This is a genomic window from Actinosynnema sp. NPDC059797 (genome assembly GCF_042732085.1).
Classification (GTDB): domain Bacteria; phylum Actinomycetota; class Actinomycetes; order Mycobacteriales; family Pseudonocardiaceae; genus Actinosynnema.
In genome coordinates this window covers 21,214-45,835 of the sequence record NZ_JBHWIE010000035.1, presented here as the reverse complement: position 1 = coordinate 45,835, position 24,622 = coordinate 21,214, and the positions used below count along the sequence as shown (strand labels likewise).

The 24,622-nt window shown below is 73.9% G+C and carries 19 protein-coding genes; 9 read left to right on the top strand and 10 right to left on the bottom strand.

Annotated elements, in window-relative coordinates:
- From ACFV4N_RS12660 to ACFV4N_RS12645, 4 genes are all read right to left on the bottom strand, one after another.
- Nucleotides 1-448 (bottom strand): LacI family DNA-binding transcriptional regulator (locus ACFV4N_RS12660; protein WP_499672638.1); only part of this gene is annotated, 448 nt, incomplete at its 3' end.
- 7 nt (nt 449-455) lie between these two features.
- Nucleotides 456-1,289 carry a carbohydrate ABC transporter permease gene (locus ACFV4N_RS12655; RefSeq protein WP_499672637.1) on the bottom strand — a complete coding sequence of 278 codons (834 nt, stop codon included), beginning with the start codon at nt 1,287-1,289 and terminating at the stop codon, nt 456-458.
- The gene (locus ACFV4N_RS12650) at nt 1,286-2,200 is read right to left on the bottom strand and encodes a carbohydrate ABC transporter permease (RefSeq protein ID WP_499672636.1); all 915 of its coding nucleotides are present in this window, start codon (nt 2,198-2,200) and stop codon (nt 1,286-1,288) included. Before ACFV4N_RS12650 ends, ACFV4N_RS12655 begins: the two co-directional genes overlap by 4 nt.
- Complete coding sequence (locus tag ACFV4N_RS12645) at nt 2,197-3,483, bottom strand: ABC transporter substrate-binding protein (RefSeq protein ID WP_499672635.1); 1,287 nt, start codon at nt 3,481-3,483, stop codon at nt 2,197-2,199. Before ACFV4N_RS12645 ends, ACFV4N_RS12650 begins: the two co-directional genes overlap by 4 nt.
- Before the next feature lie 219 nt (nt 3,484-3,702).
- On the opposite strand from ACFV4N_RS12645, the gene ACFV4N_RS12640 reads away from it, so the two are divergent.
- Together ACFV4N_RS12640 and ACFV4N_RS12635 are read left to right on the top strand one after the other, a co-directional pair.
- Complete coding sequence (locus ACFV4N_RS12640; RefSeq protein WP_499672634.1) at nt 3,703-5,667, top strand: beta-galactosidase; 1,965 nt, start codon at nt 3,703-3,705, stop codon at nt 5,665-5,667.
- 100 nt (nt 5,668-5,767) lie between these two features.
- A complete protein-coding gene (locus ACFV4N_RS12635; RefSeq protein WP_499672633.1) occupies nt 5,768-6,511 on the top strand; it encodes an ATP-binding protein in 744 nt (247 codons plus the stop codon).
- A 14-nt stretch (nt 6,512-6,525) separates the two neighbouring features.
- On the opposite strand, the gene ACFV4N_RS12630 is transcribed toward ACFV4N_RS12635, so the two are convergent.
- From ACFV4N_RS12630 to ACFV4N_RS12620, 3 genes are all read right to left on the bottom strand, one after another.
- Nucleotides 6,526-8,382, bottom strand: a complete 1,857-nt coding sequence (locus ACFV4N_RS12630) for a CheR family methyltransferase (RefSeq protein ID WP_499672632.1) — start codon at nt 8,380-8,382, stop codon at nt 6,526-6,528.
- A gap of 61 nt (nt 8,383-8,443) precedes the next feature.
- On the bottom strand, nt 8,444-9,481 hold the full coding sequence (locus tag ACFV4N_RS12625; RefSeq protein ID WP_499672631.1) for a chemotaxis protein CheB: 1,038 nt from the start codon (nt 9,479-9,481) through the stop codon (nt 8,444-8,446).
- Nucleotides 9,482-9,677: 196 nt separating this feature from the next.
- Nucleotides 9,678-10,712, bottom strand: coding sequence for an ANTAR domain-containing protein (locus ACFV4N_RS12620; RefSeq protein WP_499672630.1), 1,035 nt, complete (start codon nt 10,710-10,712; stop codon nt 9,678-9,680).
- A 657-nt stretch (nt 10,713-11,369) separates the two neighbouring features.
- Between ACFV4N_RS12620 and ACFV4N_RS12615 the strand changes: the two genes are divergently transcribed.
- Nucleotides 11,370-12,566 (top strand): carboxylate-amine ligase, encoded by a 1,197-nt coding sequence (locus tag ACFV4N_RS12615; RefSeq protein ID WP_499672629.1) that lies wholly within the window; start codon nt 11,370-11,372, stop codon nt 12,564-12,566.
- Nucleotides 12,567-12,661: 95 nt separating this feature from the next.
- Here the strand turns inward: ACFV4N_RS12615 and ACFV4N_RS12610 are convergent, their stop codons facing one another.
- Complete coding sequence (locus ACFV4N_RS12610; protein WP_499672628.1) at nt 12,662-13,543, bottom strand: LacI family DNA-binding transcriptional regulator; 882 nt, start codon at nt 13,541-13,543, stop codon at nt 12,662-12,664.
- A 470-nt stretch (nt 13,544-14,013) separates the two neighbouring features.
- On the opposite strand from ACFV4N_RS12610, the gene ACFV4N_RS12605 reads away from it, so the two are divergent.
- From ACFV4N_RS12605 to ACFV4N_RS12595, 3 genes are all read left to right on the top strand, one after another.
- Nucleotides 14,014-15,210 (top strand): pectate lyase, encoded by a 1,197-nt coding sequence (locus ACFV4N_RS12605; protein ID WP_499672627.1) that lies wholly within the window; start codon nt 14,014-14,016, stop codon nt 15,208-15,210.
- A 137-nt stretch (nt 15,211-15,347) separates the two neighbouring features.
- On the top strand, nt 15,348-16,505 hold the full coding sequence (locus ACFV4N_RS12600; protein WP_499672626.1) for a serine/threonine-protein kinase: 1,158 nt from the start codon (nt 15,348-15,350) through the stop codon (nt 16,503-16,505).
- A gap of 375 nt (nt 16,506-16,880) precedes the next feature.
- Nucleotides 16,881-17,906: a DUF4062 domain-containing protein gene (locus tag ACFV4N_RS12595; protein WP_499672625.1), complete on the top strand. Its 1,026-nt coding sequence runs from the start codon at nt 16,881-16,883 to the stop codon at nt 17,904-17,906.
- 224 nt (nt 17,907-18,130) lie between these two features.
- Here ACFV4N_RS12595 and ACFV4N_RS12590 read toward each other — a convergent pair whose 3' ends face one another.
- Nucleotides 18,131-18,682, bottom strand: a complete 552-nt coding sequence (locus ACFV4N_RS12590; RefSeq protein ID WP_499672624.1) for a superoxide dismutase — start codon at nt 18,680-18,682, stop codon at nt 18,131-18,133.
- Between the two features lie 126 nt (nt 18,683-18,808).
- Here ACFV4N_RS12590 and ACFV4N_RS12585 point away from each other — a divergent pair, with 126 nt between their 5' ends.
- The 3 genes from ACFV4N_RS12585 to ACFV4N_RS12575 all read left to right on the top strand — a co-directional run bounded on the left by ACFV4N_RS12585 (nt 18,809) and on the right by ACFV4N_RS12575 (nt 23,994).
- Nucleotides 18,809-20,179 carry a 3' terminal RNA ribose 2'-O-methyltransferase Hen1 gene (locus tag ACFV4N_RS12585; RefSeq protein ID WP_499672623.1) on the top strand — a complete coding sequence of 457 codons (1,371 nt, stop codon included), beginning with the start codon at nt 18,809-18,811 and terminating at the stop codon, nt 20,177-20,179.
- Nucleotides 20,179-22,665: a polynucleotide kinase-phosphatase gene (locus tag ACFV4N_RS12580; protein WP_499672622.1), complete on the top strand. Its 2,487-nt coding sequence runs from the start codon at nt 20,179-20,181 to the stop codon at nt 22,663-22,665. The genes ACFV4N_RS12585 and ACFV4N_RS12580 overlap by 1 nt, the downstream gene beginning before the upstream one ends.
- Before the next feature lie 102 nt (nt 22,666-22,767).
- Nucleotides 22,768-23,994 carry an alpha/beta hydrolase family protein gene (locus ACFV4N_RS12575; protein ID WP_499672621.1) on the top strand — a complete coding sequence of 409 codons (1,227 nt, stop codon included), beginning with the start codon at nt 22,768-22,770 and terminating at the stop codon, nt 23,992-23,994.
- On the opposite strand, the gene ACFV4N_RS12570 is transcribed toward ACFV4N_RS12575, so the two are convergent.
- Nucleotides 23,991-24,593, bottom strand: coding sequence for a hypothetical protein (locus tag ACFV4N_RS12570; protein ID WP_499672620.1), 603 nt, complete (start codon nt 24,591-24,593; stop codon nt 23,991-23,993). The two genes, ACFV4N_RS12575 and ACFV4N_RS12570, sit on opposite strands and share 4 nt — an antisense overlap.
- Nucleotides 24,594-24,622: the final 29 nt, after the last annotated feature.

Sequence of the window (24,622 nt, the reverse complement as noted above, 5' to 3'; positions counted from 1 at the left end):
GCCGCAGGTCCTCCAGCAGCGGGTTGCCGCTGTGCGAGGACACCAGCAGCACGCCGCCGACGTGCCCGGCGGCGATGAACCGGCTGGTGCGCTCGCGCTCGACGTCGCTGCCCGCGGTCATCAGCAGCAGCGGCACGTCGTGCTCGGCCAGCGCTTGCGTGCAGCCCTGGAGCAGGACGCTGAAGTTGGGGTCCTCGAACAGCCGCTGCTGCGGCTCGGTGAGCACGAACGCCACCGAGTGCGCCCGCTGCGTCACCAGGCTGCGCGCCGCCGAGTTGGCGACGTAGCCGGTGGTGCGCACGGCCCGGCGGACGGCCTCCAGCGCGCTCGGGCTGACGTTGCGCCCGCCGTTGAGCGCCCGCGAGACCGTCCCCCGGGACACGCCCGCGGCGGCGGCCACGTCGTGGATGGTCGCCCGACGGCGTGCCTTGTCGCGATCGACGGTCATACCTTCCTCACGCCTTCACCGAACCCGAGAGCAGGTCCACCCGCCAGTACCGCTGGAGCAGCAGGAACAACCCGATCAAGGGTAGAACGGACACCAGCGAGCCGGCGACCACGAGGGTGTAGAGGGCGGGCGTGGTGTTGCCCTGGTTGAGCAGCGTGTAGAGGCCGAGGGTGACCGGGAACTTGCCGTCGTCGCCGAGCATGACGAACGGCAGCAGGAAGTTGTTCCAGATGGACGCGAACTGGAACAGGAACACCGTGACCAGGCCCGGCAGCATCATCGGCAGCGCGATCGAGACCAGGACGCGGGTCTCGCCGGCGCCGTCGGTGCGGGCGGCCTCCACCACGTCGTCGGGCACGGACGCCGCCGCGTGGATGCGCGCCAGGTAGATGCCGTACGGGCTGATCACGCTGGGTAGCAGCACGGACAGGTAGGAGTCGGTCAGCCCGACCTCCGCCAGCAGCAGGTACTGGGGGACGGCCAGCACCACCGAGGGCACCAGCACGCCCGCGATGAGCGCGTTGAAGAACAGGTCCCGGCCGCGGAAGGAGTACTTGGCCAGCGCGAACCCGGCGGCACCGGACACGGCCGCCGACAGCAGCGCGCCCACGCCCGCGTACAGCGCGGAGTTGGCCACCCACCGCCAGAACAGGCCGTCGCGGTGGTCGGACAGGTCGCCGAGGTTCGCCAGTAGCGACGAGCCCAGCTCGAAGGTCGTGGTGGAGAACAGCTCGCCGCTGCTCTTGGTCGCCGCGACCAGCACCCAGGCCACGGGGAACAGGCAGTACAGCGCGCCGAGCAGCAGCACCAGCGTCGGCAGCACGGGGCGGCGGGCGTTCACCGCAGGCCCCCGAACCGGCGGGTGGCCCGCAGCAGGCCGAACGAGATCACGCCCGTGCCGAGCCCGATCAGCACCGAGGTGGCCGCCGCGGAGTGGACGTCGCCCCGGGCGAAGGCGTCCTGGTAGACCTTCATCAGCGGGGTCCAGGTGCGGGACAGGGAGTTGGTCAGCGGCGCCAGCGTGGTCGGCTCGGCGAACACCTGGAGCGTGGCGATGACCGAGAACAGCGTGGTCAGCACCAGGGCTGGGGCCAGCATGGGCACCTTGACCCGCAGGGCGACCTGCAACGGCGTGCAGCCGTCGACGCGCGCCGCCTCGTAAAGGTCGCGCGGGATGGCGCGCAGCGCCGTGTAGAGGACGACCATGTTGTAGCCCACGCCGCCCCAGACCGCGATGTTGGCCAGCGCGAAGTAGATGCCGGTGGGCGACAGGAAGTCCACCTCCGGGGCCGCCAGCCCGCGCAGCGCCTGGTTGAGCGGGCTGGTGGCGGGCAGGTACAGGAAGCCCCACAGCAGCGTGGCGATCACGCCGGGGATCGCGTAGGGCAGGAAGATCGCGATCCGGGCGAACCCGCGCGCCCGCACCCGCTCCTCGTCCAGCAGCAGCGCGAAGACCAGCGCCAACCCCAGCATGGTCGGCACCAGGATGCCGCCGTAGACCAGCACCCGCACCACGCCCGCGCCCAGTTCGGCGTCGGTGAACGCGCGCACGTAGTTGTCCAGGCCGGCGAACACCTCGCTACGGCTGCCCCTGCCCAGCCCGAGCCCCTTGACCTCGACGCGGAACAGGCTCAAGTAGACGGTGTAGCCGATGGGCAGCAGGAACGCCAGGGCGAACAGCACGACGGCCGGCGCGACGAAGGCGTACGGCGCCGCGCCGGCGGTCGTGGGCCGCGCGGTGGTCTTCCTCATCCGACCGGGAACCCGTTCGCCTTCAGGTCGGCGAGGGTCGCCTCCTGCACCTCGGCCAACGCGGGCACCAGGTCCGCCCCCGCCGCGATCGCCTCGCCGAAGGCGTTCTTGTAGGTGGTGTAGGCGACGTTCACGTTGGGGCCCCAGGTGAAGCTCGCCGCGGTGTCCGCGATCTCGGCGACCCGGTCGTAGAAGTCGGGCTGGTTGGCGAAGAACGCGGGCGGCTCGGCCAGCGCGCCGCCGGTCTGCGCGGCGGTCGCGGCGGGGTAGACGCCGCTCTCGGTCACCAGGGCGGAGACGGCTTCGGGGTCGGTGTTGAGCCACACCGCGAACTCGGCGGCGACCCGCTGGTGCTCCGAGCCGGCGGTCACGGCCGTGGTGGAGCCGCCCCAGTTGCCGGTGCGCGGCGACGCCGGGTCCCACTGCGGCATCGGCGCCATGGCCCACTTGCCCTTGGTGCTCCCGGCGTTGCCCTGGAGCACGCCGGGCGCCCACACGGCGCTGAGCCAGCCGATCTGGACGCCGTCGTTGAGCGCCTTGTTCCACTCCGGCGTGTACATCGGCGACTTGTCCACCGCGCCCTCGGCGACCAGGCCGCTCCAGTACGCGGTGACCTTGCGCGAGGCCTCGTCGTCGACGGCGACCTTCCACCTGTCGCCCTCCACCGACCACCACTGGCCGCCGGCCTGCTGGACCAGGCCCGCGAACCAGCCCGGGTCGTTGGAGGAGAAGGTGCCCAGGAACCTGTCGGGCGCCTCGGCGCGCAGGTCGCGCGCCGTCCGCGCGTAGTCGTCCCAGGTCTTCGGCACGGTCAGGCCGTACTGCTCGAACAGGTCGGCGCGGTAGTAGAACATCATCGGACCGGAGTCCTGGGGCACGGCGTACACGCCGCTGCCGCCGAGCGTGACCTGGTCCCACACGCCCGGGGCGAACCGGTCCCTCGCCCCGCCCGCCACCTCGGAGACGTCGGCCAGCACGTCGTTGCTCACCAGGGTCGGCAGCGCCTGGTACTCGACCTGGGCCAGGTCCGGCGGGTTGCCGCCCTTGGCACTGGTCAGCAGCTTGGTCACCAGGTCGTCGCCCGACGCCTGCTTGCTCACCACCACCTCGGCGCCCGGGTGGCCGGCGTTCCACCGCCCGACGACCTCTTCGATGCCGGGCGCCCAGGACCAGAAGGTCAGCTCGACGGGGCCGCCGGCGTCCCCCGCGTCGCCGCCGCAGCCGGCGAGCAGGGCGAGTCCGAGTCCGACGGCGAGGGACTTCTTCACCAGATCGAGTCGCATGGGATCTCTCCGGGGTGTACGCGTCGCCGACGCCCTTGCCGGCGGGAACCGCGCTGTGAACGTGCACAGTAGTTTTGCGGCCCTGGACCGTGTCAACCACTTGACACTGCCTTGTTGCACGTCGTTAATCGGCGTTGGAACTTGTGCACGTTCACAGCCGCAGGGGTGTTCATGGCGTTCGGGGTCTCGCGTCCGGGTGGTCCGTCCTGGCCGGTGGGTGTGAGCGGTCTGGTGTACGGCGGCGACTACAACGCGGAGCAGTGGCCCGAGCAGGTGTGGGCCGAGGACGTCGAGCTGATGCGCCGGGCCGGGGTGAACCTGGTCAGCGTCGCCATCCACTCGTGGGCGCTGCTGGAACCCCGCCCCGGCCAGTTCGACTTCGGCTGGCTGGACCGGCTGCTCGACCTGCTGCACGGCGCGGGCGTGTCGGTCAACCTCGCCACGCCCACGGTCGTGCCGCCCGCCTGGCTCTACCGCGCCCACCCGGAGATCCGGCCGGTGACCCGCGAGGGCGTGGTCCTCGACCGCGGCTCGCGCGCGACGTTCTGCCCCAGCTCACCCGCCTACCGCGACGCCGCCGCGCGCGTCACCCGCGCCCTCGCCGCCCGCTACGCCGGCCACCCCGCCCTGGCGCTGTGGCACGTGCACAACGAGTACGGCGCGCCGCTGGGCGCCTGCTACTGCGCGGAGTCGGCCCGCGCCTTCCGCCGCTGGCTGCGGACCCGCCACGGCAGCGCGGACGCGCTCAACGCGGCCTGGGGCACCACCTTCTGGGGCCAGCGCTACGAGGACTGGGACGAGGTCGAACCGCCCCGCGCCACGGCCACCGCGAACAACCCGGCGCAGGAGCTGGACTTCATGCGGTTCTGCTCCGACGAGCTGCTGGCCTGCTACCGCGCCGAGCGCGACCTGCTGCGCGAGCACTCGTCCCTGCCGGTCACCACCAACTTCATGACCGCCAACTGCAAGTCCGTCGACTACTGGCGGTGGGGCGCGGAGGTCGACGTGGTGGCCAACGACCACTACCTCACCGCCGAGGCAGAGCGGCCCCACGTGGACCTGGCCCTGGCCGCCGACCTGACCCGCGCGGTCGCCGACGGGCAGCCGTGGATGCTGATGGAGCACTCCACGAGCGCGGTCAACTGGCAGCCGCGCAACATCGCCAAGCGGCCGGGCGAGATGGCCCGCAACAGCCTGGCGCACGTGGCCAGGGGAGCGGACGCGGTGATGTTCTTCCAGTGGCGGGCCTCCCGGTTCGGCGCCGAGAAGTTCCACTCCGCGATGGTCCCGCACGCCGGCACGGGCAGCCGGGTGTGGCGCGAGGTGGTGCGGCTGGGCGAGGACCTGGCCTCGCTGCGCGAGGTCCGGGGCAGCCTGGTCCGCGCCGACGTGGCGGTGGTGTGGGACTGGGAGTCGTGGTGGGCGCTGGAGCTGCCCTGGCGGCCCTCGGTCGACCTGGGCTACCGGGAGCGGGTCGGCGCGTTCTACGAGCAGCTGTGGGACGCCCACCTGACCGCCGACTTCGTCCCGCCGGAGGGCGACCTCGCCGACTACCGGCTGGTCGTGGTCCCGTCGCTGTACCTGACCACCGCGCCGGCGGCGAAGGTGCTGGCCGACTACGTGGCGGGCGGCGGCACGCTGGCGGTCTCGTGCTTCTCCGGCGTCGTCGACGGCAACGACGCGGTGCACCCCGGCGGCCACCCCGGCGCGCTGCGCGACGTGCTCGGCCTGACCGTGGAGGAGTTCCTGCCGCTGCGCCGGGGCGAGCGGGTCTCGCTGACCGGCGGCCTCACCGGCGACGTGTGGGCGGAGGACGTCCGGCCGGCCGGCGCCCGGTCCGTGCTGGACTACGCCGACGGCCCGGCCGCCGGCGGTCCCGCCGTCACCCGCAACCGGTTCGGCGCGGGCAGCGCCTGGTACCTGTCCACCCGGCTGCGCGGCGAGTCGCTGGCCCGGGTGCTGCGGCAGGTCGGCGACGACGCCGGCCTCGCGCCCGTCGACCTGCCCCGGGACGTGGAGGTCGTGCGCCGCCACGGCGTCCACGCCGACTACGCGTTCGTGATCAACCACACCGGTGCGCCCGCCGAGGTGGCGCTGAGCGGGATCGACCTGCTCACCGGCGCGGACTGGCCCGCCGGCGTCACCGTGCCCGCCGGCGGCGCGGCGGTGCTGCGCCTGGCGTGACCGGGAGCCCACCGGCGGCCGGCATTCGCCCGGTTGCCCTCCCGGGGACGTGGGTAGCCTCCGGGCACGCGGAGCCGGACGGGCTGGATGGGGGAGGTCGATGCAGACGGGAAGCGGGTTGCGCTGCGACGTGCGACCGGTGGAGGACTGCCTCGTGGTGAGCCCGAGCGGTGTGCTCGACGTGGCCAACTACGCCTCGCTGCGCAACACCCTGCTCAAGTGCGCCGTCGAGCAACCACGGGCCGTGGTGGTGGACCTGTCGGACCTGGAGGTCCGGGGCGAGTACCTGCTCAGCGTCTTCGCCGCGGTGTGGCTGCGGACCTGCGACTGGCCGACCGTGCCGCTGCTGCTCGCCGGGGCGACCGGGCACCTGCCGGAGGGCACGGCGCTGCGCCGGTACGTGGCCGTGCACGGCACCGTCGCCGACGCGCTGGCGCACGTCGACCGGCCCGCGCCGAGCCGGCGGGCGCACCGGGTGCTGCCGCGCGCCACCGGCAGCCCCCGGGCCGCGCGGGCGTTCGTCCGCGAGGTGTGCGCGACCTGGTCGGTGCCCGAGCAGGTCGTGCACACGGCGGTCCAGGTGGCGTCGGAGCTGGTGACGAACACCGTCCTGCACGCGAGGTCGGAGGCCCGGCTGCGGCTGGAGCTGCGGGGCGCCAGGCTGACCGTCGCGGTAGCCGACGACGACCCGGCGGCGGCGGTGCTGCGGGACCCCGGCGGTTCGCCGCAGCGGGGAGGGGGGATGCTGCAGGTGGCGCAGCTGGCCCTGACGTGGGGGTGCGTGCCGGACCCGGTGAACGGGACCAAGGTCGTCTGGGCGGTGCTGGACGCGGGCGCCCGCTGAACCCGGCGCCCGGGTCACCCCGGGCCGGAGGGCTCCATCACCAGTATCGCGCCCCAGGCGGCGCCGTCCTGGCGGCGCATCGGCGCGACGATCACGCGGACCGTGGTGTTGCGACCGCGTCGGTTGATCGCGTCGAGCATGAGCACGTCGTCGGTGTCCGTCCCGGACAGCGCCGCGCGGACCGCCGAGCGCAGCTCGCCGACCGGCAGGCCGATGTCCAGGTTGAGCAGGTGCTCGCCCACGGCCTCGTCGCGGCGCAGGCCCCACAGGTCCTCGGTGCCCCGGTTCCACACCATCACCCGCAGGTCGGGGTCGACGACGATCACGCCGAAGCGCACGGAGGTCAGGATCGCCTCCAGGAAGTCGTTGACCTGGTCCAGCTCGGCGCTGCGCTCGCGCAGGGTGTCGTTGATGGCCTGGAGCTCGTCGTTGGTCGACTGGAGCTCCTCGTTCATGGTCTCCAGTTCCTCGTTGGTGGACTGGAGCTCCTCGTTGGTCGTCTCCAGCTCCTCCACCGTGGACTGGAGTTCCTCGTTGGTCGTCTCCAGTTCCTCATTGGTGGACTGGAGCTCCTCGTAGGCCGATTCCAGTTGCCGGTTGGTGTGCTCCAGCTCCTCCAGCAGCTTGCGCGCCGCGGTGACGTCGTGGAAGACGATGGTGACGCCCAGCAGGCCGTTGTCGGCGTGGACCAGCGGGTTGACGTGGATCTCGAACCAGACCGCGTCGCCCGGCGAGCGGGACCACTCGACGTCCTTGATGCGGATCGCGCGGCGCTCGACCTTGCACTGCTCGACGTAGCCGCGCAGCTCGACCGGCCGGTAGGAGACCTCCAGGTCGCGCAGCGGCCGGCCGATGTCGCGGTGGGAGAGCCCGAACGTGATCTCGGCCTGCTGGTTGACCAGCGCGACGATGTCCTCGCCGGTGACGACGACCTGGGCGACCGGCCCGGCGGAGAACGCGTGCTCGCGCAGCTCGGCCAACCCCCCGACGTCGCGGGTGCGGTCGGGCGCCCCGGAGTGGGTGACGAGGTTGCTCACGCCCGTCGCCGCGCCGGGTGCCCGGCGGAACGTGCGGCGCTTGAGGTCGACCGGGTCGAAGATCCTGGTGTGCGAGAGCAGCATCTCGGCCTTGCCCAGGAACAGCATCCCGCGCGGCGACAGCGCGAAGTGGAACCGGTTGAGGATCTTGCCCTGGGTCTCCGCGTTGAAGTACATGAGGGTGTTGCGGCAGACCAGGAGGTCTATCCGGGAGATGGGGGCGTCCTGGACCAGGTCGTTGCGGCCGAAGATGACCGACCGGCGCAGGTCCTTGCGGAACACGTGCCGGTTGCCCTGCTGGTCGAAGTACCGCTGGAGCTGCTCCTCGGTGAGGTTGTGCACCTCGGCGGCGGAGTACGACGCCTGCCGCGCCTGCGCCAGCGCCTCCTCGTCGACGTCGGTGGCGTAGATCTTGACCCGCTGCCGGAACCGCTCGGGGCCCAGCGCGTCGGCGAAGGCCATGGCCAGGCTGTACGCCTCCTGCCCGCCCGCGCAGCCCGCGCTCCACACCCGCACCGGGTCGTCCGGGCCGCGCTCGGCGAGCAGCAGCGGGATGACGTCGGCGCGGACGTGCTCCCACGCCTCGGCGTCCCGGAAGAAGTCCGTGACGTTGATCAGGATGGTGTTGAACAGCGCGTCGAACTCCTCCGGGTTGACCTGGAGGAGGTCCGTGTAGTCGCCGAAGTCGTCGATGCCGACCTGGGCCATCCGCCGCCGCACCCGGCGGGCGAGGCTGGTGCGCTTGTAGCCGGTGAAGTCGAACCCGCGTGCTTCTTTGAGGTGCTTGAGGACGGCTTCGAACTTGCTGTCCGGCTCGGCGGGTTCGGGGCTCACGGGGGTGGAGGTTACCCGCCGCGCCGGCGGCGGCGCGTGCGCCGGTGAGCCTGTCAGCCGATCAGCCGGTCCGGTCACCGCTCGTGGCGTCCTCGTCCTCGGGTTCCTGTTCGCCCTGACCGAGCAGGAACCCGCGGAGCACGTCCACCGCGCGGACGGACTCCTCCAACCGGCCCTGGTACTTCTCGGCCTGGCGACCGTCGCCGCGGGCGCGGGCGGCGCCCATCATCCGCTCGGACAGCCGCACCTTCTCCTCCAGCGTGCGCAGCGCCGTCCAGAGCGCCTTCTCGAAGGCGTCGCCCTGCGCCTGGGCCAGGGCCTCCACCGACCACGCGTGCCCGATCTGGCACCGGAAGCGCAGCGTGCCGGGCTGGAGTTCGTTCAACACGCCGTTGCAGTCCGGGCACGTGTACCCGCTGGCCTCGCCGATCATGCCCGTGCCGCCCACCCTCTCCCGCCAACCCCGGACGATCCGGTCCTCCTGCTCCACCTGCGGCGGCGCGGGCGGCGCGGAGGACGGCGCCACCGGTTCCCGGGCGAGTTCCGCCAGCACGGCGCCCAGCCCCGCGGCGGGCAGCACGCGGTCGGCCCGGACGTGGCGCAGCACGTTCTCCGGCATGCCGGGGTGCAGCGCGTCCTCCGGCGACTGCACCACGACCCGGCCACCGCGGGCGCGGACCGCCACCGCGCCCGCCACGCCGTCGTCGAGGACGCCCGACAGGACGGCGCAGGTCACCCGCGGGCCGCGCGCGATGGCGGCGGACCGGAACAGCGCGTCGACCGCGGGCCGGTGCCCGTTCTCGGTCGGGCCGTGGGACAGCGCGAACCGGTCCTCCACGACGAGCAGGTGGTGGTCCGGCAGCGCCACGAAGACCCGGCCGGGCGTCAAGGGCATCCCCGTCCGCGCGAAGACCGCGGGCAGCGGGCCGGAGCGGTCCAGGATCGCGGGCAACGCGCTCGCGCCGCCCGGGGGCATGTGCAGCACCACGGCCACCGCCGCGGGCAGGTCGGCGGGCAGGCCCGCGACCAGCGCGCGCAGCGCCTCCACCCCGCCGGCCGAGGCGCCCACCACGATCAGGTCACGGTGCGCCTCGGGCATGGGGCTCCCTTCCTCCGCCGGTGTGCACCGACCGTAGTGCCTCGACCGGGTGGCCGCGATGGGGCGGGCTGCCCGCGCCGGGCCGCGGTAGCCGCGGTGGGCCTTGGCGGGCTGCGCCGGCCGCGGTGGGCCGTGCGGGCTGCGGCGGTCCCCGGCGGCTCGTGGCCGGGTCACGTCGTCGGGTCACGTCGTCGGGTCACGTCGTGGGTGGTCGGCTCAGTCCGTTCTGCACCGCCTGCCGCGAGGCCGCGGCGGCCTGCCGGTGCTCCTCGGCCTGGCGCAGGTGGTGCTCCCGGTCCGCTTTGAGCCCGTTGGCGGCGATCTTCTCGTGCATGGCGGCGGCCCGCTCGTGCGCGTCGGCGGCGGAGAGGTAGGCGGCCATGGTGCGTTGCAGGCGGTCGGCCGCCCGCGCCGCGGCCTGCTGGGCCCGGCGGTTGGCCTCGGTGAGGTGCCGGGGGCCGGAGGCGCCGGTCCTCGGGCCGTTCGAGGCGAGCCGTTCGTGCAGCTCGCCCGCCCGGACGCCCGCCTCCTTGGCCGCCTGGCGGGCCAGCTCCGCGGTGTCGCGGGCGTCGATGCCGGTGTCGGAGATGATCTCGGCGAGCCGCCGCACCTTGATGTTCAGCTTCTGCGAGGCGGCCGACAGCAGCTGGAACGCCTGGTCGGACTTGATGTGGTGCCGCTGCATCAGGATGCCCATGGCCCGGCCGATGGCCTCGCGGCTGACCACCGCGGTGCGCAGGTCCTCGTCCCGCAGCGCCGTGGCCAGCGCGATGGCCGCGTGGGTCGCGTAAAGCCTCGCCACGGCCTCGCTGTGCTCGTCGAGCGCGCCGGCTTCGCGGGCGTAGAGGTTGAGGGCCGACCGCCCGCCGTCGCGGGTGGGCAGGTGGCAGGCCAGCACGCCGTGGACGCCCAGCTCCAGCGCGCGGGCCCGGAACCGCGGCCACCGCTCGTCCTCGGTCAGGTCACCGGCCCGCAGCACCTGGTCGTGCGGCAGCACGTGGAGGCAGGGGCCCTCGCCGGCGTCGTACTGGGCGGCGTCGGCGGAGAGGGCCACCTCGTCGGTGGCGGCCACGGTGTGGAGGGCGCCGGTGCGGGCCAGCGACAGCGAGGCGGAACCCGCGCCGGGCACCACCGCGAGCGCCAGTTCCACGACGCGCTCGGCGGTCGCGTCGACCGACTGCTGCTCGGCGAGCGTCCGAGCCGCGTCGGTCAGCACCCTGGCCAGTTCCACGCCCACAGCCTTCCCCCTCCGTTCTCGACGATATTCGGAGTCCTGGACGGGCCGCCAGGCGGAGCCTGCCCCGGGCGGAGCGACCTCTGGACCTGTCGGTAGACCCTCGGGTGAAGTTGTACATCTGAACGAGTGAAGTTTGATTGGCGGTCGACGCAACGGGAAACCAGTGCGGGCGACGGGCGGCCGGCGCTGCGCTCGACGAGGGTGAAAGCCGGTGACGAGGTGGTGGACCTCGGTGCCGACCACGCCCCGGCGCGAGGTTCGCGAGGGTCGCGAGGTTTGCGCCCCCGGTGCGCCGCTCCCGCGCCGGATCGCCGTCGGCCGTGCCCGCCGCCGGCCCGCGTCGCCGACTCGCATCGCCGGTTCGCCGGGCCCGCGTCGGAGGACCCGCCGCCCCGATCGCCCGACCGCGCCCGCCGGGTGGACCACCGGTCCGCCACCCGGGGCTCACGACCGGTCCCGCAGTCCACAACGGACGGTCGCAACAGGCCGGCGGTTTCACCGCATCCCGTTGGGGTAACCGGATTCCGGGCCACCCTCCCTGCACGGGTGGCCCGCTCAGCCGGTCGAACAGCGCGCCGGCGCCGCCGGGTGGTGGTCGCCGAGCGCACCCCGCCCCGCGGCACCCGACGCCAGAGCAGGACGGTGGAAGCCATGGGCCAGCCACTCCCGTCGACCGGGACGCCGACGGTCGGTGTCGAGGAGGAGTTCCTCCTGGTCGACCCCGCGACCGGCGTGCCGGTGCCCAGGGCGCGCGAGGTGGTCGCCGCGGCGCGGGGCCGCTTCGGCCTGGAGCTGGACCACGAGATGCTCACCGCGCAGGTGGAGGCGAAGACCGGGGTGTGCCACGACCTGGCGCAGGTCCGCCGGGAGCTGGTGGCGATGCGGTCGGCGGTCTCGCGGGCCGCGGGGGAGGCCGGGTGCCTGGCGCTCGCGGTCGGCGCGGCCCCGCTGGGCGACCCCGCCGGGGCGATCGCGGACCTGCCGCGGTACCGGCTGATCTCCCGCACCTTCGGGCAGCTGGCCGACGAGCAGTCGATCTGCGGGTGCCACGTGCACGTCGGGGTGCCGGACCGCGAGGTGGCCGTCCAGGTGTGCAACCACTTGCGGCCGTGGCTGGCGGTGCTGGGCGCGCTCACCGCGAACTCGCCCCTGTCCCGGGGCCGCGACACCGGGTACGCCAGCTGGCGCACGGTGGTGTGGCACCGGTGGCCGACCGCCGGCCCGCCGCCGTACTTCTCCTCCTGGGAGCACTACCAGGAGGTGGCCGAGCTGCTGCGCGAGTCCGGCGCGGCCACGGACCCCGCGATGCTCTACTGGGACGTGCGCCCGTCGTGCCACCTGCCCACCGTCGAGGTGCGCGTCGCGGACGTCGCGGCGGGCCCCACCGAGGCGCTGCTGCTGACCGCCCTGGTCCGTGCCCTGGCGACCACCGCCGTGGCGGACGTCGAACGCGGTGTGCCCGCCCCGGCGGTGCCCGCCGAGGCGCTGCGGCCGGCCGGGTGGCGCGCCGCCCGCGACGGGCTGGGCGGCCGGACCCTCGACGTGCTGTCCGGCGAGCTGGTGCCGGTGCGGCACCTGCTGCGCAGGCTGGTCCGCCACGCGCGGCCCGCGCTGTCCGCCAACGGGGACCTGGACCTGGTCGAGCGGGCGCTGGCCGCGCTGCACCGGGTGGGCTGCGGCGCCGACCGGCAACGACGCCTCCTGGTCCGCACCGGGACGCCGACCGACCTGCTGGACGTCCTGGCGGCCGACGCCCCGGACCCGCTCGTGACGGCCCCGTACCCGGGCGTGCGTCCCGCCGGCGCGAGTTGGCCGGTGCCGCTGGGCGCGGCGCGCGAGGGTCGCTGAGGGAGGGTTGCTGGGGGAGGGCGCTGGGGGAGGGCCGCTGGGGGAGGGGCGCTGAGGGTGGAGGTCCCCGAGGCCGCGGGGTCCGCCCGGCCGGCTCAGCCCCCGCCGTGGACCGGGGCGGTGCTGGCCCGGACCGTCAGGCGCGGCGCCAGGAGCCTGGTGGTCGGCCGACCGTCGAGCACCGCCTCGACCGCGGCCCGGCCCAGGGCCGCCGGGGACACCGACACCGACGTCACGGCCCACCGCCCGCGCCGCGCGGCCTCGTCCGAGCACAGCGCCAGCACCGAGACGTCCTCGGGCACCCGCAGCTGCCTGCGCTGGAGGTCCTCCAGGACCGCGGTCAGGGCCGCGTCGTCCGACGCCACCACGGCGGTCGGCCGGTCGTGCGCGAACACCTGGTCCACCTCGGTCGACCGGCAGTGCGCCCGCACCACCGCGTTCCGCTCCCGCGCGCCCCGCGCGAGGCCGTGGTGGAAGTCCTCCGGCGGGCCGCTGTGCACGAACGCGACCGCGCGGTGCCCGAGGTCGGCCAGGTAGTTGGCGGCGCGCACGCCCGCGGCGACCCGGTCCAGGTCCACCCGCGAGTGCGCCGGGACGCCGCCGTCCCCGCCCACGACCACCACCGGCACCGACGTGTCGAGCGGTGGCGACGCCGGGGCCACCACGACGACGCCCGCCGCGCCGCGGTGGTGGGCCGACGGGCTCACCAGCAGGTCGGCCCCGCCGGCGTGCGCGGTCGCGGTGGCCGCGCCGAGGAACGCGCCCAGCCAGTCCGCGCCCAGCGCGCCGTGACCCGGCAGCGCCAGGTGGAGCAGGTCGCCGTTCGCGTTCTTGCGCGGTTGGTACCCCAGGGCGCGGACGCTCGCCTCCACCCGCCGGCGCGTGCCGGGGGAGATGGAGCGCTTGCCGCTGAGCGCGTACGACACCGTGCTGACCGCGACCCCCGCGTGCCGTGCCACTTCCGCGATGGTCACCATGCCGCGTCCTCCTGAAGGTGCGTGGGAAGCGGGGGTTCAGGATGCAGAGCTATAACGCTTAAGTCAATGAATCCCTGTTAGTTGGCTCGCTGAACTATTTCCGTCCTGGTGGGGTCCCGTGAGTTGGCGGCGTTCGGCTTCGGGGGCGGGCCGGCGTGTTCACAAATGTGGAAGGCTTGACCGCTTAATGGTCCAACGCGTACCGTCCGGGCGTCCGCATCGGGAGCGTGCAGGTCGGAGCGTCGGGAAGGGCCTGTCGCCACAACTCCGATAACGGTGGCCGGCGCGCGTTCATTCATGTGAACCCGCCTGGTTTTTCACCAGCGTGAATCTCCTTGTCGTCCGGATAAATTGACGGCTACGCTTCCTGGGAGCGCTCCCAGAAGACATCCGGCAGCCCCGCGCGCCCGCATCGGTGGCGCGTCCCGGGGTGCCGCTCCCGGACAGTTCTGCTCGCAAGGAGGCGACGCATGAATTCGCGCACGGACGAGCGCAGGAGAGGTCGGGCCGCGCTGGCCGCGGCGGCCGTTTCGGTGGCGGCGCTGACCGGTGGTCTGGTGGTGGCGGCGGGCACGAGCGCGAGCGCCGCGGTGGGCTGCCGGGTCGACTACGCGGTGACGAACCAGTGGACCGGCGGGTTCGGGGCCAACGTGACGGTCACCAACCTGGGCGACGCCCTGTCGGGGTGGACGCTGGAGTGGTCGTTCCCGGCCGGCCAGCAGGTCACGCAGCTGTGGGGTGGCGAGTTCTCCCAGTCCGGCAGCGCGGTGACGGTGCGCAACGCGAGCTACAACGGCTCGCTGGCCACGGGCGCCTCGGTGACACCGGGCTTCAACGGCTCGTGGACGGGCACCAACCCCGCGCCGACCTCGTTCAAGCTCAACGGCGTGACGTGCACCGGCTCGCCCACCGGCACCACCACGACGACCAGGACCACCAGCACCACGCGCACCACGACCACGACCATCCGGACGACGACCACCACGACCAACCCGGGCGGCGGCTCCTGGCCCACGCCCACCGGCAGCGTCAAGCTGACCGACACCCGCGACGTCGGCGCCTACTTCGACGGCGGCCTCAAGAGCTACTACGGCATCGGCGACGGCGGTCAGGGCGAGAGCCAGGACCCGATGTTCGTGGTGGCCGACGGCGGCACCATCGAGAACGTGATCATCGACGCGCCCGCCGGCGACGGCATCCACTGCGAGGGCTCCTGCACCATCCGCAACGTGTGGTGGAACGACGTGGGCGAGGACGCCGCGACGTTCAAGTCCTCCAGCTCCTCGGCCCGGTACCTGGTTGAGGGCGGCGGCGCGAAGTCGGGTTCGGACAAGGTGTTCCAGCACAACGGCGCGGGCACCGTGACCATCCGCGACTTCCAGGTGCACAACTCGGGCAAGCTCTACCGGGCGTGCGGCAACTGCTCGACCTCCTACCAGCGGCACGTGGTGATGGAGAACGTCACGGCGTACTCCACCAAGGTGCTCGCGGGCATCAACACCAACTGGGGCGACACCGCCCGCTTCTCCGGGATCAAGATCAGCGGCAGCACCACGGTCTGCGAGAAGTACCAGGGCGTCCCGAAGGGCTCCGAGCCGAAGAAGATCGGCGAGGGCGCGGACGGCGTGCACTGCATCTACTCGCCCTCCGACATCACCCGGCTGTAACCGGAGGGCCACCGGGTGCGGGCGGGGCACCACCCGCCCGCACCCCTTCCCCGCGCCGGGCCAGGCCGGGATCACGTTTGCCGCACCGGGCGGTGGGCACCCGAGGGGCCACAACCCCTGCGGGAATCGAGGTCGTGGTGCCGTCCGAAGAGGTGACGCTGCTGGCAGGTCGCTACCGCCTCGACCGAGTGATCGGTTCCGGCGGCATGGCGGACGTGCACCTGGCGTGGGACCTGGAGCTGGCGCGCTCGGTGGCGGTCAAGGTCTTCCGACCGGGCGACGACCTGACCGCGGGCCGCCGGTTCGACAACGAGGCCAGGGTGCTGGCCGGCCTGTCGCACCCCGGGCTGGTGCCCGTCCACGACGCGGGGCAGGACCGGGGCCTGGCGTTCGTCGTGCTGGGCCTGGTCGAGGGCGGCACCCTGCGGGACCGCCTGGAATCCGGCCCGCTCGCGCCCGAGGAGGTCCGCGCGCTGGGCGTGCGGCTGGCCGAGGCGCTGGACCACGTGCACTCGTGCGGCGTGGTGCACCGCGACGTCAAGCCGTCCAACGTGCTGCTCGACCCGTCCGGCACCGCCTACCTGGCCGACTTCGGCCTGGCCCGCCTCGTCGACGCCACCCGGCTGACCCGCGCCGACCAGATCGTCGGCACGGCCGCCTACCTCGCGCCCGAGCAGGTGAGGGGCGGCCCCACCGGCCCGGCGGCCGACGTCTACGCGCTCGGCCTGGTGCTGCTGGAGTGCCTGACCGGGCGGCGCGAGTACCAGGGCGGCGAGATCGAGGCGGCCGTCGCCCGCCTGCACCGCGCGCCGCACGTGCCCGACGACGTGCCCGCCGACCTGGCCCGCCTGATCCGGCGGATGACCGCGACCGACGCGCGGGACCGGCCGACCGCGGCGGAGTGCGCCGAGGCCCTGGCCGCCGGCTACGACGACTCCCGGGAGAAGGCCGCCGACCGTTCGTGGGGCGTGGTGTTCACCGCGGCGGCGCTGCTGGGCGTGGTGGGCGTGGTCGGCTTCGCGTGGTCGTCCACGAGCGGCGTCTCCGACCCGCCGCCCAGGGTCGCGCCGTCCGGCACGCCGCGCCCGGCCGAACCGGTGGTGGAGACGGTCACGGTGACCGTCCCGGTGCCCACCGAAGCGCGCCCGGTGCAGGCCCCGTCCACGTCGGCGGCGCCGCCCGTGGCCGGTGGTGCACCGGAGGTCGGGGCCGAGGCTGCGCCCAAGGCGAACCGGGCGCACAAGCACAAGACCCCCGACCCCCGGCCGGTGGGCAAGCAGAAGCCCAAGCCGTGACCCGGGGGCTCTGCTTTAGCGCTTAATCGAGTGTGGTCTCGTCGGGCAAAGGTTCATACCTTTGACAATTCCGGTCAGGCTCCATTTCGGCAAGTCGCTCAACTATTTATGAGCAGGTGGGACACAAGGTACCTACCGGCTCCTGCTGGCCCTGAACGCCCTGGTCAGAGCCGTTCGGAGAGGTGCTTGACCGGTTAATGCAAAACGGCGTACGGTCCTTCACCTCCGGTCGGGTCGTCGCCCGTCGGAGTTCCGCAACGACGTGCACGCTTCCGGTGCCGGCCGTCCTCTCCCAGCGGCCGGCACCGGTCCTTCCCCGGCTGAAGCGGGCTCGACCGGGCGAGCCGCACGGGTTCCCCGGTTAAGGTCGTGTCCATGGGGGAGCCGCGCCGGATCACGGTGTTCGTCTCGTCGCCGGGCGACGTGGCCGAGGAGCGGGCGCAGTGCGGGCGGGTCGTCGAGGAGCTGAACACGATCCTGGGCGCGTTGGCGCCCGAACGCGACGTCCGGTTGGAGCTGGTCCGCTGGGAGACGCACACCCACCCGGACCTGGGCGACCACCCGCAGCGCGTGGTCGACGAGCAACTGGGCGCGGACTTCGACGTCTTCGTGGGCATCATGTGGAGCCGCTTCGGCACACCCACCTGGCGCGCCGGGTCCGGCACCGAGCACGAGTTCCGCGACGCCCACACGGGTTGGCGGACCCGGCGGCGGCCCGCGCACATGCTGTTCTACTTCTGCGAAGCTCCGGTGGACGATCCCGACGACGGGGAGCGGGAGGCGATCCTGGCGTTCCGGCGCGAGCTGGAGCGGATCGGTCTGGTAGGGGTGTACGACGACCGGGCGTCGTTCGCCGACAAAATCCGCCGTGACCTGGTCTTGGTGCTCGGGAGGCTGCTGCACGGCGATCGACTGCCCTCCCGCGCGGTGCCGGCGGCGGATCTGGAGATCGCCCGCGCGCAGGTGACGGAGCTGGCCGCCGAGTACGACAGGCTGCGCGAGACCACGGCCGCGGGTGCCACCCGCACCCGGCGCCTGGAGGTCGTCGCCTCCTCCATGCGGACGCTGGCGGGATCGACCTCGCCGTTGTTGCCGGAGCTGGTGGCCAGTGGATCAGCCGGCGCACGACTGGCCGCCGTGTGCGCCTTGCAGGTGCTGCCCGACCTCCGGCACCTCGACTGGCTCGCCCGCCGCTTCGACGGTGGCCAACCGTTCATCGCCTACCACGCCGGGATGGCGCTGTTGACCGCGGCGCGCGGGCTGCCCGTCGCCGATCTGCACCACCTCGCCGGAGCGCTGGCGAGGGCCGAGGCACTGGCCGCCAGGCTGGACCCCGCCTCGGACCGGGCGACCACCGTGCGCGCGGTTCGGGCGGCGTTGGAGGAGAGGCGTTCCCCCTGACGGGGGTCTGCACCCGGTTCAAGGTCCGGTGGGCGTGCCGCACCGCCAACCTGCCGGCGACCGGATCCCGGCGCGGGGATCAGGGGCGTCGCCCGGTGTGCCGGGGGCCGGCCGCGACCGGCCCCCGGAACGGGTCAGGACCGCACGGGTCAGGACCGCACGGGTCAGGACCGCACGGGTCAGGACCGCACGGCTTAGGACCGCACTGGTCGGGCCGGCACGGGTCAGAACCGCACCGTGGCGCAGCCCAGCCGGGGACCGGCGGTGCCCGCCCGGCCCGGCTCGGTCGCCGTCCGCTCGGCGTGCAGCACCACGGAGCCCGCGCGGCGGTCCGCGAACCGCCACGGCACCGAAGCGGCGACCACCGCACGCCCGCGCGCGTCGGTGGTGAAGTCGAGCCAGATCTCGTTGTCGGGGTTGGCGTAGGCCGGGTCGACCGACGGCTGCACCGGGTCCACCACGTGCTGGTGGTGCGCGCCCGCGTCGGCGGGCAGCGCACCGCACGGCCGCTGGTGGGCGTGCGCGCCGTAAGTGCGGTTGGGCACCAGGCCGTAGACGCTGAGCAGGGTCTTCGTCGAGGTCCGGACGGGGGAGGCGACCACCATCACGGCCGCGCCGGGTGCGATGAGCGCGGTGTCGTAGGTGTACGCCTTGGTCGCTTCTCCCGGCGGGGCGAAGCGGGCCACCGTCACCGCGACACCCGAGGACGAGCCGGTGGCGGAGGCCGGCGGCGCGGCGGTCAGGCCGGCCGCGAGCACACCGATGAGCAGGAGCACTGGACGACGTTTCACGCGTCGTTGCCTTTCGGACGTGCGGCGGCGTCGGGGCGTACCCGACGCTAGCACCTGCCGCGTGGTGAAAATCGCGGGTCTTCTGGTATTCACCTCGTCCACACTGGACCGGTGCTGCTCACGCTGACGACCACCCACCGCCCGGCGACCGACCTCGGCCACCTGCTGCACAAGCACCCGGACCGGGCGCAGTCGTTCTCCACCTCGTCGGGAATCGCGCACGTCTTCTACCCCCGCGCGGACGAGGAGGAGTGCACGGTCGCGCTCCTGCTGGAGGTCGACCCGGTCGCGCTGGTCCGCAAACCCGGCAGCACGCTCACCCAGTACGTCAACGACCGGCCTTACGCGGCCGGGTCGCTGTTCACCGTCGCCCTCGGTTCGGTCTTCCGCACCGCCATGAACGGCCGCAGCGACAGCCGCGCGGAGCTGGCCGCCACCCCCATCCCGCTGACCGCGCGCCTCCCGGTCCTGCCCCACCACCTGGTGGAGCGCCTGTTCACGCCGCTGGGCTGGACTGTCGACGTCACCCCGATCCCCCTGGCCGGCGCCGAGGGCGACTCCCGCTACGCCGACGTCACCCTCACCGGCACGCTCACCCTGTCCGACGCCCTGCGGCACCTCTACGTCCTGCTGCCCGTGCTCGACGGCGGCAAGCACTACTGGGTCGCCGAGGACGAGGTGGACAAGCTGCTGCGGGCGGGGGAGGGATGGCTCGGCGCGCACCCCGACCGCGAGCTGATCACCACCCGCTACCTGGCGCGCCGCCGCCCGCTGGTGCAGTCGGCCCTGACCCGGCTGGCCGAGGCGGAGGAGGTCGAGCCGGAGGAGCTGGACAACGCCCTGGACGAGCCGGTGCCGGTGGAGCGGCGGGCCTCGCTGGCCGAGCAGCGGCGCGAGGCCGTCGTCGCGCAGCTCAAGGCCGCCGGCGCCCGCCGGGTGCTCGACCTGGGCTGCGGCGGCGGCGCGCTGCTGCGCGCCCTGCTCCAGGAGCCGACGTTCACCGAGGTGCAGGGCGTGGACGTGTCCGCGCAGGCGCTGGAGGTCGCGGCCCGCAAGCTGCGCCTGGACCGGATGCCCGACCGGCAGCGCGAACGCCTCGTGCTGCGCCAGTCGTCGCTGACCTACGCCGACCCGGAGCTGGCCGGCTACGACGCGGCCGTGCTGATGGAGGTCGTCGAGCACCTGGACCCGGACCGGCTGCCCGCCCTGGAGCACTCGGTGTTCACCGTCGCCCGCCCGCGCACGGTCCTGGTCACCACGCCGAACGTCGAGTACAACGACCTGTTCGAGGCGCTGCCGGCCGGGCAGCACCGGCACGCCGACCACCGCTTCGAGTGGACCCGCGCCGAGTTCCGCGACTGGGCCGCCGGCGTGGCCGGGCGGCGCGGTTACGCCGTGCGCCACCTGCCGATCGGGCCGGAGGACGCCGAGCGCGGCGCGCCGACCCAGCTCGCGGTCTTCACCCTGGGGGAGGACGACTGATGGAACTCAAGATCCCGGACCTGTGCCTGGTGGTGCTGGTCGGCGCGTCCGGCTCGGGCAAGTCCACGTTCGCGCGCAGGCACTTCCTCCCCACGCAGGTGCTGTCCAGCGACTACTTCCGCGGCTTGGTCGCCGACGACGAGAACGACCAGTCCGCGTCCGGCGCGGCGTTCGAGGTGCTGCACTTCGTGGCCGGCAAGCGCCTGGACGCGGGCCGCACGACGGTCGTGGACGCCACGAACGTGCAGCGCGGCGACCGGGCGCACCTGGTGGAGCTGGCCAAGCGGCACGACGTCCTGCCGGTCGCGATCGTGCTCGACCTGCCGGAGGAGGTGTGCCTGGCGCGCAACGCCGACCGCCCCGACCGCGACTTCGGGCCGCACGTGGTGCGCCGCCACCGGGCCGCGCTGCGCAAGTCGATCAAGGCGCTGGGTCGTGAGGGCTTCCGGCGCGTCCACGTGCTGCGCTCCCAGTCCGAAGTGGACGAGGCGGTCGTCGTCCGGGAGCCGCTGCTCAACGACCTGCGCCACGAGACCGGCCCGTTCGACGTGATCGGCGACGTGCACGGCTGCCGCGCGGAGCTGGAGGAGCTGCTCGTCGAGCTGGGCTACGCCCTGGTGCGCGACGAGGAGGGCCGGCCGGTGGACGCCGTCCCGCCGGCGGGACGGCGGGCCGCGTTCGTGGGCGACCTGGTCGACCGCGGCCCGGACACGCCGGGCGTGCTGCGCCTGGTCATGGGCATGGTCGAGGCGGGCCACGCGTTCGCGGTGTGCGGCAACCACGAGCAGAAGCTGGTGCGCGCCCTGCGCGGTCGCGACGTGCAGGTCAAGCACGGCCTGGCCGAGTCGCTGGCGCAGCTGGCGGCCGAGCCCGAGGAGTTCCGCCGCCGGGTCGAGCGGTTCTGCGACGGCCTGGTCGCCCACTACGTGCTCGACGGCGGCGACCTGGTCATCGCGCACGCCGGCCTGCCCGAGCGCTACCACGGCCGGGCGTCCGGGCGGGTGCGGAGCTTCGCGCTCTACGGCGACACGACCGGCGAGACCGACGAGTACGGCCTGCCGGTGCGCTACCCGTGGGCCGACGACTACCGGGGCCGGGCGACGGTGCTGTACGGGCACACGCCGGTGCCGGAGGTCGAGTGGGTCAACGGCACCCTGTGCCTGGACACCGGGGTGGTGTTCGGCGGGAAGCTCACCGCGCTGCGGTACCCGGAGCGCGAGGTGGTGTCCGTGCCCGCGCACCGGGTCTGGTACGAGCCGGTGCGCCCGCTGGTCGCGCCCGAGCCGGAGCGCGCGCCGGACGTGTTGGCGCTCACCGACGTCACCGGCCGCCGCGCGATCGAGACCTCGCAGCACGGCCGGATCACCGTGCGGCCGGAGCAGGCCGCGTCGGCGCTGGAGGTGATGAGCCGCTTCGCCGCGGACCCGCGCGAGCTGCTGTACCTGCCGCCGACGATGGCCCCGACGGCGACCTCCGCGCGCCCGGACGTGCTGGAGCACCCCGAGGACGCCTTCGCCGAGTACCGCGCCGCGGGCGTGCGCGAGGTGATCTGCGAGGAGAAGCACATGGGGTCGCGGGCGGTGCTGCACGTCCGCCGCGAGTCCGGCGGCGTGGTGCACACGCGCACCGGCCGAGCGTTCTTCGACGCGCCGCTGGGCGACGAGCTGCTGGCGGTGGTCCGCGAGGAGGTGACCAGGGCCGGCCTGTGGGAGGAGTTCGACACCGACTGGCTGCTGATCGACGCCGAGCTGATGCCGTGGAACGCCAAGGCGGCGGGCCTGATCCGGGACCAGTACGCCTCGGTCGGCGCGGCCGCCACCGGCGGGCTGTCGGCGGCGGTGGACGTGCTGGCACGGGCGCGCGGGCGCGGCGTCGACGTGGCCGACCTGCTCGACCGCACCACGCGGCGGCTGGCCAACGCCACCGGGTACCGCGACGCCTACCTGCGGTACTGCGCGCCCACCGACGGGTTGGCGGGTGTGACCATCGCGCCGTTCCAGCTGCTCGCCGCGCGCGGGCGGACCTTCCACGACCGGGACCACCTCTGGCACCTGGACGTGCTCTCGCGCCTGGGCGGCCCGTTCCGGCCGACCCGGCGCCTGGTGGTCGACACGACCGACGAGGAGCAGGTCGCGGCGGGTGTCCGCTGGTGGGAGGAGCTGACCGCGGCCGGCGGCGAGGGCATGGTGGTCAAGCCGCTGGCCAACCTGGTGCGCGGTCGGCGCGGCCTGGTGCAGCCGGGCGTGAAGGTGCGCGGCCGCGAGTACCTGCGCATCATCTACGGCCCGGACTACACCGAGCCGGAGAACCTGGAACGGCTGCGCAAGCGCGGGCTCGGCGCGAAGCGGTCGCTGGCGCTGCGGGAGTACGCGCTGGGGCTGGAGGCGCTGGAGCGGGTGGCCCGGGGCGAGCCGCTGTGGCGCGTGCACGAGTGCGTGTTCGCCGTGCTGGCGCTGGAGTCCGAGCCGGTGGACCCGAGGCTCTGAAAACGGGCCCGGAGCCCCCACCCGGGTCGGGGGGGGGGCTCCGGGCACGGCTCGGTGATCACCCGGATGTGGCGGTCCGGCGCGCTGCCTAGCGTCGATCCCATGCCAAGGAAACGATCAACGACCCACCGGATCGGCGCGGTGGCCGGCGCAGTGGTGGCCCGTGCAGTGGTGGCCGGTGCGGTGGTGGCGGGCGCGGTGGTCGCCGCGGCCCCGGCGACCGCCGCACCCCGCTCCGACCTGCCACCGCCGACCGGCCCGCACGCGGTCGGCGTCACCGAGCTGCACCTCGTCGACCACGCGCGCCGGGACCCGTGGGTGCCCGGCGCGGTGCGGGAGCTGGTGGTCACCGTCCGGTACCCGGCGAAGCGCGGCGGCGAGCCCGCGCCGTTCCTGCCGCCGGCCGTCGCGGAGGAGGTGGCCCGGGTGGACGCGGCCCGGCTCGGCGTCGACGCGGACCGGTTCGACTACGGCTTCGCCACCCACTCGGTCCCGGGCGCCGAGGCGGTGGGCGCCGGGCGGCCCGTCGTCCTCTACTCGCCGGGGCGGGGCGAGTCCCGAGCCTTCGGCACCGCGCTGACCGAGCAACTGGCCGCCCGGGGCTACGTGGTGGTGGCCCTCGACCACACGCACGAGGCCCCGGCGGTGGAGTTCCCCGACGGCCGGCTGGCGCGGCGCGCGCTGCCGCCGTCGAGCGCCGAGACGCTCCGGGAGATGGTCGCGACCAGGGTGCGGGACACCCGGTTCGTCCTCGACCGGCTGGAGGTGCTGGCCGCGGGCGGGAACCCCGACGCGGAGCGGCGTCGGCTGCCGCGCGGCCTCGGCCGGGCCCTGGACCTGTCCCGGGTCGGGATGTTCGGCCACTCGGGCGGCGGGTTCACCGCGGGGGAGGTCATGCTGGCGGACCGGCGCGTCGACGCGGGCGCCGACCTCGACGGCAGCATGGCCTACGCGCAGTCGACCGGCGACTTCGGCCAGGTCGCCCGCGAAGGACTGGACCGGCCGTTCCTGCTGATGAGCGCCGGCGACCACAGCGCGGCGTCGGACCCGTCCTGGCAGGCGTTCCTGGCCAACCACCGGGGCTGGTCGCGGGTGCTGCACCTGCCGGCGGGCGAGCACTTCAGCTACACCGACCACCAGGTGCTGCTGCCGCGCCTGGGCCTGGACCCGGCCGTGTCCGAACCCGCCGTCGGCACCGTGGACCCGGGGCGCAGCGTCGCCGCCCAGCGCGCGTACGTGACCGCCTTCTTCGACCAGCACCTGGGGCACCGGCCCCAGCGGCTGTTCGACGGGCCGTCCGACCGGTACCCCGAGGTGGAGTTCCACTAGGCGGTGCTCGCGCCGCGCGCCCGTGAGCGCGCGGCGCGGACCACCGGGTGCACCAGCACGACCAGCAGCGACAGCGCCGGGACGGACTGGTCGAGGACCAGTTGGCCCAGCGCGTAGTCGAGCGCGGGCACGGCCAGGCACGCCGCGAACGCCCACGGTGGCGCGGTGCGCGGCTTCGGGCCGGTGGCCCACGGCGTCCGCCCGAACGGCTTGGCCACCGACAGCCACACCTGGCACGCCAGCGCCGAGAACATGAGCAGCGACCCGACGCGCAGCAGCGCCGTCGAGCCGCCGGGGTGCAGGTTCGGGCTGAGCACGAAGATGCCCGCGTACAACTGGGTGATCGTGACGACGACCTTCACGGACACCCACCAGTGCCGGAAGTAGCCCCACGGCGTGAGCCCCGACAGCAGCAGCCCGCTGAACGCCGACGCGCCCGCCATGACCTGGAGCACCTCGACGTCGAGCAGCAGCGCCACCTCGAACGCCCACACGCGCCCGGACAGCGCGTGGTTCACCACCACGAACAGCGCCAGCGCCATGAACATCCACCCGGTGGACGTCACGACGTGCAACCACACCAACAGCTTCCGGCTCATCGACAACCCCCACTAGTAGCCGCACTACG